Origin of the sequence: Rhizorhabdus sp., assembly GCF_018006725.1 — a bacterium.
Taxonomy (GTDB): Bacteria; Pseudomonadota; Alphaproteobacteria; order Sphingomonadales; family Sphingomonadaceae; genus Rhizorhabdus.
The window spans coordinates 1-8786 of the sequence record NZ_JAGMXV010000193.1; the positions used below are offsets into that span (position 1 = coordinate 1).

Here is an 8786-nt window from a genome sequence, read left to right on the forward strand (position 1 = left end):
GGCAATGCGTCGCACAATAAGGCACGCCGCATTGCGAGCAGCGCGACGCCTGCTCCTCCGCCTTGCCTCCCGCATAGCGGGCCGAGATCTCGGCGAAGTCGGCGATGCGCGCATCGGCTTCCCGCTTGTCGGGGTAATCCTGATCCACGCGCACGAACTTCAACATCGGCTCATCGGCCATGACTTGTCCTCCGGTTCGGAGGGCAAATCTCACAGCCGGACGGCGGAGTCACGCGCAAAACGCAATATAAGACAGCAATATTGACTTATATTCTGTGGATTCTGATGGATCACCGCGCGCAGGGATCCACTCGTCTCCATTATAAGTCCGATCTGGACCTATATAAAAACCAGCCAGATCAGTGCGATGCTGCCGGCGATGATGCGATACCAGGCAAAAGGCGCGAAGCCGTGCCGGGTCACCACGTTCAGAAACCAGCGGATCACGACGATCGCGACGAGGAACGACACGAGGAAGCCGATCCCTATGGCCGTAAGCTGCCCGTCGCCCAGTTCGTGCCGCGCCTTCCACAGGGCGAGCGTGGTCGCACCGACCATTGTCGGAATGGCGAGGAAGAAGCTGTATTCGGCCGCCGTCCGCCGCTCGACACCCATCGTCAGCGCCCCCATGATCGTGGCGCCCGACCGGCTGACTCCCGGAATCATCGACAGACACTGGACGAAACCGATGGCGAGGGCCGTACGTACCGGCATTCCCTCGACCGTATCGCAGGAGGCGCGCTGCACCCTGCGCTCGACCAGCAATATGGCGATGCCACCCAGGATCAGCGCAACCGCGACGATGATCGGCGTATTGAGCATCGCCTTGATCGCACCATAAGCGAGCGCCCCGATCACCGCCGAGGGCAGGAAGCCGACGAGAACATTCCGCGTGAACGCGATCGAAGCCGGATCGCGCCGGGCGAGTCCAGCAAGCACGGCGCCGAAGCGCTGGCGATAGAGCACCACCACCGCCAGGATCGCGCCCAGCTGGATGACGATGTCGAAGGTCTCGGTCCCTTGCGGCACCTGCATCACCTCCCCGGCCAGGATCAGATGGCCGGTGGAGGAAACGGGGATGAACTCGGTCAGCCCCTCGACGATGCCGAGGAGGATGATCGACAATAGCGACATTTCCATGATGCGGTCGATCAGGCCGGTTTGGTGCTGGTGCCGAAGCGGCCGCTGGGACGGAAGCTGACCAGCCAGGCCGGCGCGACCGCCTCCATCGGCGTGGGCGTGATGCCGAACGCCTCGATCCCCTTGGCACCCGGCGAGACGACATTGTCGGCCTGCAGCATCAGCCACTGATCGCGCGTGATCGGCGCCCCAGGCAACAGGCTCATGGCGCTGACGAGCGGAGCGCCGATGGCATCGGGGATCGGCAGGATCGTCGGCGCGCGACCGGTCGCCTTGGCGAGCCAGTGGTGCAGTTCGAGCATCGAGATCGTCTCGGGCCCACCAAGTTCATAGGTGGCCCCGCCATGGCGCTTCGGGTCGGCGATTGCGCCTGCCACGGCGCGGGCAACGTCCGAGGCCCATACCGGCTGGAATTTCGCCACCCCGCGCAGCACCGGCACGACCGGCAGCGACAGCATCGCGGCGAAGCGGTTGAGAAAGCCGTCTTCCTGGCCGAACACGATCGACGGGCGCAGGATCGTCGCCTGCGGGAAAGCCTCGCGCACGGCGACCTCACCCTCGCCCTTGCTGCGGCCATAAGCCGACGGCGATTCGGGATCGGCACCGATGGCCGAGATGTGCACCAGCGATTCGACGCCTGCCGCAGCTGCGGCCTTGGCGACGGTCTCTGCGCCGCGACGATGGATCGCGGTGAAGTCGCCCTTGAGGATGCCGACCAGGTTCACGACCGAATCGGCACCCGAGATCGCATGCTCGACGCTGGCGGCGTTGGTGATGCTGGCGGGCACGAACTGGATCTGGCCCAGCCCGGCGAGAGGCTTCAGAAAGTGGGCGTCGGACGGATCACGCTCCGCGATTCGAACGCGCGCACCGGCTTTCAGCAGCTCCTGCGCAACATAACGTCCGAGGAAACCACCACCTCCGAACAGAGTGACAAGACGGCTCATGCCCATATTCCCTTGATGCTGCGATTTTCTCCGCATTGCCCTGCAAGGAAGCTGTTGACAAGGCACAAGGAGCGCCGCTATCCGCCCGGCTCCGCAACCGGAAATGCCCAGGTGGTGGAATTGGTAGACGCGCTGGCTTCAGGTGCCAGTGGCCGCAAGGCCGTGGAGGTTCGAGTCCTCTCCTGGGCACCATTTGTTCTTCCGTGGGCGTCCGAGAACGTCCCGGAAATGGCTGAAATCCTCGACTTTTTGTGCTATAAGCGTCCGGCGAAATCCGGGCGGATACGGCACCAATCGAGAACAATTCGGGTATCTCGTGAGGTATCGTTCTCCTCCCTTTTTGGAGGCGATACCTCAGATGGGCACCCTTTTCGCCACGACGGTGGCCAACGCGAAGCCAATCGAAAAGGACTATAAGCTCAGCGACGGCGCCGGGCTATACCTGCTCGTCCGACCGAGCGGGTCGAAGCTCTGGCGCTTCAACTATGTCCACTGCGGCAAGCACCGCACGCTCGCGTTCGGCGCCTGGCCCGACGTCGGGCTCGCCGATGCACGCGGCAAGCGGGAAAAAGCTCGCAGGCTGATCGCGGCCGGGCTTGACCCTTCGCAAGAGGAGAAGGTCGCGCGGGCTAAGGCGCGCATCGAGGAAAACGACACCTTCAAGACGGTCGCCGAGGAGTGGATCGCCAAGACCGAACGCGAAAACATGGCCGAGATCACGCTCAGCAAGATTCGCTGGCTCCTCGACATGGCTTACCCGAAAATCGGCAGCCGACCGATTGCCAAGATTACCGCCCAGGAAGTGCTGGTGGTCCTGCGATCAGTCGAGGCGACCGGCCGTTACGAAAGCGCGCGCCGAATGCGCAGCGTGCTGGGCCGCGTGTTCCGCTACGCCGTCGCCACCACGCGCGCTGAGCGCGACCCGACCGGCGATTTGCGCGGCGCGCTTACGGTGCCGAAAGCCAAGCACCTCGCAGCGATCACCAACCCCAAGCGCGCTGGCGAACTGATGCGGGCGATCGAAAGCTACAGCGGCCACGCGATCACGCTCTACGCCTTGCGGTTGTCCGCCCACTTGTTCGTGCGCCCCGGTGAACTTCGGCAGGCTGAGTGGTCGGAGTTCGACTTCGACAACTCCGTCTGGAACATCCCGGAGGAAAAGATGAAGATGCGCCGCGCTCATCGCGTGCCGCTCTCAACCCAGGTTGCCAGCCTGTTCGAGGAGCTTTGGGCGCTGACTGGCACGGGGCGCTATTGCTTCCCGTCCTTTCGCACCGACCGGAGGCCGATGTCGGAGAATACGGTCAACGCTGCGCTACGCGTGCTTGGCTTCGAGCAGGCGGAAATGAGTGCGCATGGCTTCCGGGCCATGGCGGCGACCCTGCTCAATGAAAGCGGCCGGTTCCATCCAGACGCGATCGAGCGCCAGCTGGCGCACATCGAGACTAATGGCGTGCGGCGCGCCTACACGCGCGGGGAATATTGGAGCGAGCGGGTCACCATGATGCAGTTCTGGTCGAATGAACTCGATCGGCTGCGCAGCGGCGCAACGGTGCTAAAGCCCAACTTTGGAGGCCGTCACGCCGCGATCCGCTGATGTTGCGCGGACATCCGTTCAATAATAGCCATACGGCGGCCGAAACGCATGATCGTCATCGTCGCCGAACAGCTTGTTCTTCTCGAAATGCTGTTCGAGACCGTCCGCTGAAAGTGCCGCTTCGCGCGATGCCAGCCGGCGCTCCGCCAGGTCCAGGAATTCGGCGACGCGGCCGGCACTCTCTGCCAAATTCTCGGCGCGCAAATTTGCCACCAGTCGCCTCAGCCGGTCGAGCGTGGCCAATTCTTCGAGTACTTCGTCGAGCGCCTTGCCACGGCGCTCGGCGATGTAATCTCTGCGAAGCGCAAGTTCGCGCAACCGCCGCGCCTCCGCTTCCCGTCGCGCCTGCTCCTCGCGCCTGGAGCGGTCGTCCTTCTTCGCTGCCGCCAGCACAGCGATGCCAACCGCGATGTCGCTAGCCATGTTTTCGATCCGCTGGATCTTCGCATCTTTGAATGAGCGCCGAGGTCTGCTGCCGAGCAAATAGGATTGATCCAGCTCGAATGCGAGTTGCCCGGTCGGGTGATAATCCCATTCCGGCCGGCGCAGGAACGACGTGCTGAAATCCATGTCGTCCCAGCTGTTCGGGTTCTTCCAGCGCCGCTCACGCCGTTTTCGCGCGGCTTCGTCCTCGGCAATCTCCTTTTGGGTAAGTACGTGCTTCTCGCGGCGTACGCCTTCGCTGATCGAAAAACCGATCACCTCGCCGTCGCAAGTGAAGCCCGCCGTCTTCTCGCCTCGCGCCAGCTCGATCCCCAGCGCGTCTGCCGCTGCCACGATGCGATTTAGGGCAAGCTCCAGGCGGTCGATCGAGGCCGGCGCGACGCTTGCCTTGATCACGTTCAAGCCTTCGATCGTGACGAGCCCGTTGATCGAGGAAGGCTTTGCCTTGCGGAGCTGCGAAATCGTTCGATCGACGATCGGGTTCGCTGGCAGGACCGCGTCCGCATCGATGGACGAGGCCAGCAGGCGGGCAGTCTCGCGTGCAGCCGCGATCACCTCGGGCTCCGGTCCCAATTGGCCAGCCGCGATCGTGATCCTGTCGGACGTGCCAGCCTTGGCTTTCGGCAAAGGAATTTGCTTGACCGCCTTTCCCGCGGCCTTCTTGGCCCACCAGCCCAGCGGCGGGTTCGGGATGTCGTGCTTCTTGCAGATCTTGTGGAGGGCGACGTCCGAGAGCGCGAACTGCCTCGCCAGGTGGGTCATGGGTTTCGACCACACCAGTCGGTATAATTCTTCTCTAGTGAACACCTGTGACACGCACCAAGCCTCATTCGAGCCAAGCTAGAACAACGTTCGTTCCGCGAAATGAAGCACGGCAACTTCGGCTTGATCGAACCTAATTCGCGCTGTGTGATGGAACATCGAAATGTCGATCTGCAGGAGATTAGGTATCGATATATAATCAAGTAAAGTTCCAAACTAGCTTGTCATTCGGCGCAACAGCCCAGATACTGCGACAGCGACAAGACATCCGAAGAACAATGGCAGGACGACCCGCTGCACGAGGTCGGGATGGGCCGCGAGCAGGAACGGGGTGAGGGCCGCCGGCGGATGGACGGTAGCGGTGATCTGCATAGCGACCAACGCCATGGCAGCGACGATCACCGCGGGCATCAGCCAGGCATGACAAAACAGCGTAAGGCTGAAGGCGATCAGGTGACCGCATATTACGGCCCGGGGATAAGTTGCCCTAAGCTGGGGCGCCGTAGCCGCCAGGGCGAGGGTAGTGATGACCGGAATGCGCTCGATCGGCAGAGACACGACTCCGCCCACGCCGATCACCGCTTCGATGCCTAAGACGAAGAACGTCGCACGAACGACAATGACTACGATCCCCATCAGGCCTGTGGGCTGGTGCACATTTTTCACGCTTTGCAAGTGAGAACACTCACATACGTCCAAGCGCCAAAGCGACGCCCTGTCCGACACCGACGCACATTGTGCACAAGGCGTAATCGCCGTCCGCCTCGGTGAGCGCGCGCGCCGCGGTGAGAACCAGCCTGGCGCCTGACATGCCGAGCGGATGTCCTAGTGCGATCGCTCCGCCATGCGGATTGACGTGCGGCGCATCGTCGGGGATCCCGAGTTCGCGCAGTGTCGCGAGAGCCTGTGATGCGAATGCCTCGTTGAGTTCAATGACCGCAAACTGGTCCACGGTTAAGCCAAGCCTCGCCATCAGTCGTTGCGTCGCGGGCACCGGACCGATGCCCATGATGCGCGGCTCCACGCCCGCCGACGCTGCGCCCATGATCCGCGCGATCGGGGTGAGGCCATGGCGCGCGATGCCGGCCTCGCTGGCGACGAGCAGCGCGGCGGCGCCGTCGTTGATGCCCGAGGCGTTGCCGGCGGTCACGGTGCCACTTGGGCGAACAACGGGCTTTAATCGAGCGAGTTGCTCGGCCGTCGTTGCGGGGCGCGGATGCTCGTCGGTCGTCACCACCAAGGCGTCGGCACCCTTGTGGCCGGGGATGGCGACCGGCGTGATCTCGCCCTGGTGCCAGGCAGCGGCGGCACCGGCGCGCTGCTGGCTGCGCAGGGCAAAGCCGTCCTGGTCGTCACGCGCTATGCCGAACTGGTCGGCGACATTCTCGCCGGTCTCGGGCATCGAGTCGACGCCATAAGCGGCGCGCATCGCCGGGTTGACGAACCGCCAGCCGATGCTGGTATCCTCGATCGAGGCCGATCGCTGCCAGGGCTGGGCCGCCTTGCCGACCACGAAGGGTGCGCGGGTCATCGATTCGACGCCGCCCGCGATCACCACGTCCGCCTCGCCGGCCATGACCGCGCGCGCCGCCGCCGCGACCGCGTCGAGACCCGAGGCGCACAGGCGATTGATCGTCACGCCCGGGACGCTCGGTGGCAGTCCCCCGAGCAGCGCGGCCATGCGCGCGACATTGCGATTGTCCTCGCCCGCCTGGTTGGCGCAGCCCAGAATGACCTCGTCGATGGCGGCCGGGTCGAGTGAGAGACTCTGCGCAAGCAGCGCGCGGATCGGGATCGCGGCGAGGTCGTCGGCGCGGATCGACGCCAGCGCGCCGCCATGCCGCCCGATCGGCGTGCGCAGGCCGCCACAGAGAAAGGCCGCCGCCACCGCCTCAGCCCGCGTAGGTCGAATGATCGGGGCGCACGCCGGCCCAGGCGTTGGCGATCAGCCGGCGGATCAGCACCGGGTCAATCGGCCGCGGATTGGCATAGGGATTTGCGAGCGTGATCTCGACCGCGCGGTCGATCCCGTCCTCGGGCATGCCGAGGTCCCTGAGCGCGGTCGGCGCGCCCGCGTCGCGCGCCACGTCGAACAGCTTGCCGGCAATGCCATCGCCGCCCAGTGCCCGCTTGATCGCTGCCACCGCGTCGCGCACCATCGGCGCATTGTAGGCGAGCGCATGCGGCAGCACGATCGCGTGCGTCTCGGCATGCGGCAGGTTGAACGATCCGCCCAGCACATGGCAGAGTTTGTGGTGGAGCGCGACGCTGGTTGCGCCCAGGCAGATCGCGCACAGCCAGGCGCCATAGAGCGCATTGGCCCGCGCCTCGGGGTTGCCCGGCTCCCGCGCCACCACCGGTAGACCACGATAGAGCGATGCGATGCCGGTCTCCGCCATCATGTCGATGATCGGATTGCGATTGGTGGCATAGAGCGCCTCCACCGCATGCGCCATGGCATTGAGCCCACTCGTCACCGACATCAGAGGCGGCAGCGTCAGCGTGAGATCGACATCGTAGATCACCGTCTCGGGCAGCACCCTGGGCGTGACCTGGGTGGTCTTGAGGCCGTTCTCGGTCTGACCGATGATCCGCGTCATCTCCGAGCCGGCATAGGTTGTCGGGATGACGAGTTGCGGCAGGTCGGTGCGCAGCGCGATCGCCTTGGAGAGGCCGATGGTCGAGCCACCGCCGAGCGCGACGATGGCGTCGATGCGTGCGTCCGTTACCACCGTCATGGCGCGGTCGGTCACCTCGATCGGCGTATGCATCGTCGCGCCGCTGAAAGTCGCAGCGTGCAGCCCGCCAAGCCGCCTCGCGAGATCGCCGGCCGCGCCGGTCTGCTCCGGGGTCGAGACGACGAGGACGCGCTGACCCAGCCGGGCCGCCTCATCCGCCACCCGGTCGAGCGTGCCGTGCCCGAAGATCACCCGCGCCGGCAGGCCCTCATAAACGAAGCTGTCCATCATGCGGCTCCCTGGTGCGCGGCATCGGTGCGCGCCTTGAGATCGCGCAGCGCCGAAAGTTCCTCTGCGGTCGGCGCTTCGCGCACGCTGAGGTCGGCGCGAACCTGGAGCGGCCAGCCCGTCGCGGCCCGCACCTGATCGACCGTGACGCCGGGGTAGAGCGCGGTCAGTTCGAACGCACGGGTTTCGGGATGCGGCTCCATCACGCCCAGGTCGGTGATGAGGCGCGTCGGACCCTTGCCCTTGAGTCCAAGCCGCTCGCGCGCGTTGCCGCCGTCGAGGTGGCCGGGGCTCGAGATGAAGTCGAGCTTATTCACCAGCGCCCGCGTCGACTGCCGGATCATGATGAACGTCTCGCCGGCGCAGGCAGCGATCTCGGGCGCACCGCCCGCACCCGGCAGCCGCACCTTGGGGCTGTCATAAGCGCCGATGACAGTGGTGTTGAGATTGCCGAACTGATCGACCTGCGCCGCGCCCAAGAAGCCGACGGTCACCCGCCCGCCCTGCAGCCAGTAGCCAAAAATCTCGGGCACCGAGACGACCGCGCGCGCCGTCTCGGCCAGCTCGCCATCACCGATCGAGAGCGGGAGGACGGACGGTCGCGTCTCGATCGTCCCTGACTCGTAGATGAGCTTGATCCCCGGCGCATGGAGCAGCCGCGCCAGATTCGCCGCCGTCGACGGCAAACCGATCCCGACGAAGCACACATCATCGCTCGAGAGATGGCGCGCGGCCTCGACCACCATCATCTCGTCGGGCGTGTAGGTCTCGCCGCTCATGCCAGCGTCTCCAGCGCCGCCGCGGCTTCGGGTGCGATCGTTTCGCCGAGCCAGGCGATGAAGCGGTCCCGGTCCGCCGCAACGGAATCCCAGGCGAGATAGGCGGCATTGTCGCGGGCATAGTAGCCATGCGCATAGGACGGCCGCGCAC

At 65.0% G+C, this 8786-nt stretch carries 8 protein-coding genes, 1 tRNA gene and 1 pseudogene; 2 read left to right on the forward strand and 8 right to left on the reverse strand.

What is annotated here, in order from left to right:
• The 3 genes and pseudogenes from KAY22_RS20595 to KAY22_RS20605 all read right to left on the reverse strand — a co-directional run.
• Positions 1-181, reverse strand: a pseudogene (locus KAY22_RS20595) (NAD(P)-dependent oxidoreductase); the annotation flags it as partial.
• A 158-nt stretch (positions 182-339) separates the two neighbouring features.
• Positions 340-1140: an undecaprenyl-diphosphate phosphatase gene (locus KAY22_RS20600; RefSeq protein ID WP_296625122.1), complete on the reverse strand. Its 801-nt coding sequence runs from the start codon at positions 1138-1140 to the stop codon at positions 340-342.
• A gap of 11 nt (positions 1141-1151) precedes the next feature.
• The gene (locus tag KAY22_RS20605; protein ID WP_296625123.1) at positions 1152-2087 is read right to left on the reverse strand and encodes a complex I NDUFA9 subunit family protein; all 936 of its coding nucleotides are present in this window, start codon (positions 2085-2087) and stop codon (positions 1152-1154) included.
• 105 nt (positions 2088-2192) lie between these two features.
• Here KAY22_RS20605 and KAY22_RS20610 point away from each other — a divergent pair.
• Positions 2193-2279, forward strand: a tRNA-Leu gene (locus tag KAY22_RS20610).
• Positions 2280-2445: 166 nt separating this feature from the next.
• Positions 2446-3684, forward strand: coding sequence for an integrase arm-type DNA-binding domain-containing protein (locus KAY22_RS20615; protein WP_029995684.1), 1239 nt, complete (start codon positions 2446-2448; stop codon positions 3682-3684).
• An 18-nt stretch (positions 3685-3702) separates the two neighbouring features.
• Here the strand turns inward: KAY22_RS20615 and KAY22_RS20620 are convergent, their stop codons facing one another.
• The 5 genes from KAY22_RS20620 to KAY22_RS20640 form a co-directional block, all read right to left on the reverse strand.
• On the reverse strand, positions 3703-4890 hold the full coding sequence (locus KAY22_RS20620; RefSeq protein WP_235054232.1) for a hypothetical protein: 1188 nt from the start codon (positions 4888-4890) through the stop codon (positions 3703-3705).
• Positions 4891-5106: 216 nt separating this feature from the next.
• Entirely contained in the window at positions 5107-5547 is a 441-nt protein-coding gene (locus KAY22_RS20625) for an HPP family protein (RefSeq protein ID WP_296625124.1), read from the reverse strand.
• A 28-nt stretch (positions 5548-5575) separates the two neighbouring features.
• On the reverse strand, positions 5576-6778 hold the full coding sequence (gene pcaF, locus KAY22_RS20630; RefSeq protein ID WP_029994316.1) for a 3-oxoadipyl-CoA thiolase: 1203 nt from the start codon (positions 6776-6778) through the stop codon (positions 5576-5578).
• A 4-nt stretch (positions 6779-6782) separates the two neighbouring features.
• The gene (locus tag KAY22_RS20635; RefSeq protein WP_200859911.1) at positions 6783-7856 is read right to left on the reverse strand and encodes a maleylacetate reductase; all 1074 of its coding nucleotides are present in this window, start codon (positions 7854-7856) and stop codon (positions 6783-6785) included.
• Entirely contained in the window at positions 7856-8635 is a 780-nt protein-coding gene (locus KAY22_RS20640) for a CoA-transferase subunit beta (protein WP_029994314.1), read from the reverse strand. The genes KAY22_RS20635 and KAY22_RS20640 overlap by 1 nt, the downstream gene beginning before the upstream one ends.
• Positions 8636-8786: the final 151 nt, after the last annotated feature.

Excerpts from the sequence above, each read along its gene's own strand:
- KAY22_RS20600 (WP_296625122.1), bottom strand. The coding sequence starts at position 1,140 with ATGGAAATGTCGCTATTGTCGATCATCCTCCTCGGCATCGTCGAGGGG.
- KAY22_RS20605 (WP_296625123.1), bottom strand. The coding sequence starts at position 2,087 with ATGAGCCGTCTTGTCACTCTGTTCGGAGGTGGTGGTTTCCTCGGACGT.
- KAY22_RS20615 (WP_029995684.1), top strand. The coding sequence starts at position 2,446 with ATGGGCACCCTTTTCGCCACGACGGTGGCCAACGCGAAGCCAATCGAA.
- KAY22_RS20620 (WP_235054232.1), bottom strand. The coding sequence starts at position 4,890 with ATGACCCACCTGGCGAGGCAGTTCGCGCTCTCGGACGTCGCCCTCCAC.
- KAY22_RS20635 (WP_200859911.1), bottom strand. The coding sequence starts at position 7,856 with ATGGACAGCTTCGTTTATGAGGGCCTGCCGGCGCGGGTGATCTTCGGG.
- KAY22_RS20640 (WP_029994314.1), bottom strand. The coding sequence starts at position 8,635 with ATGAGCGGCGAGACCTACACGCCCGACGAGATGATGGTGGTCGAGGCC.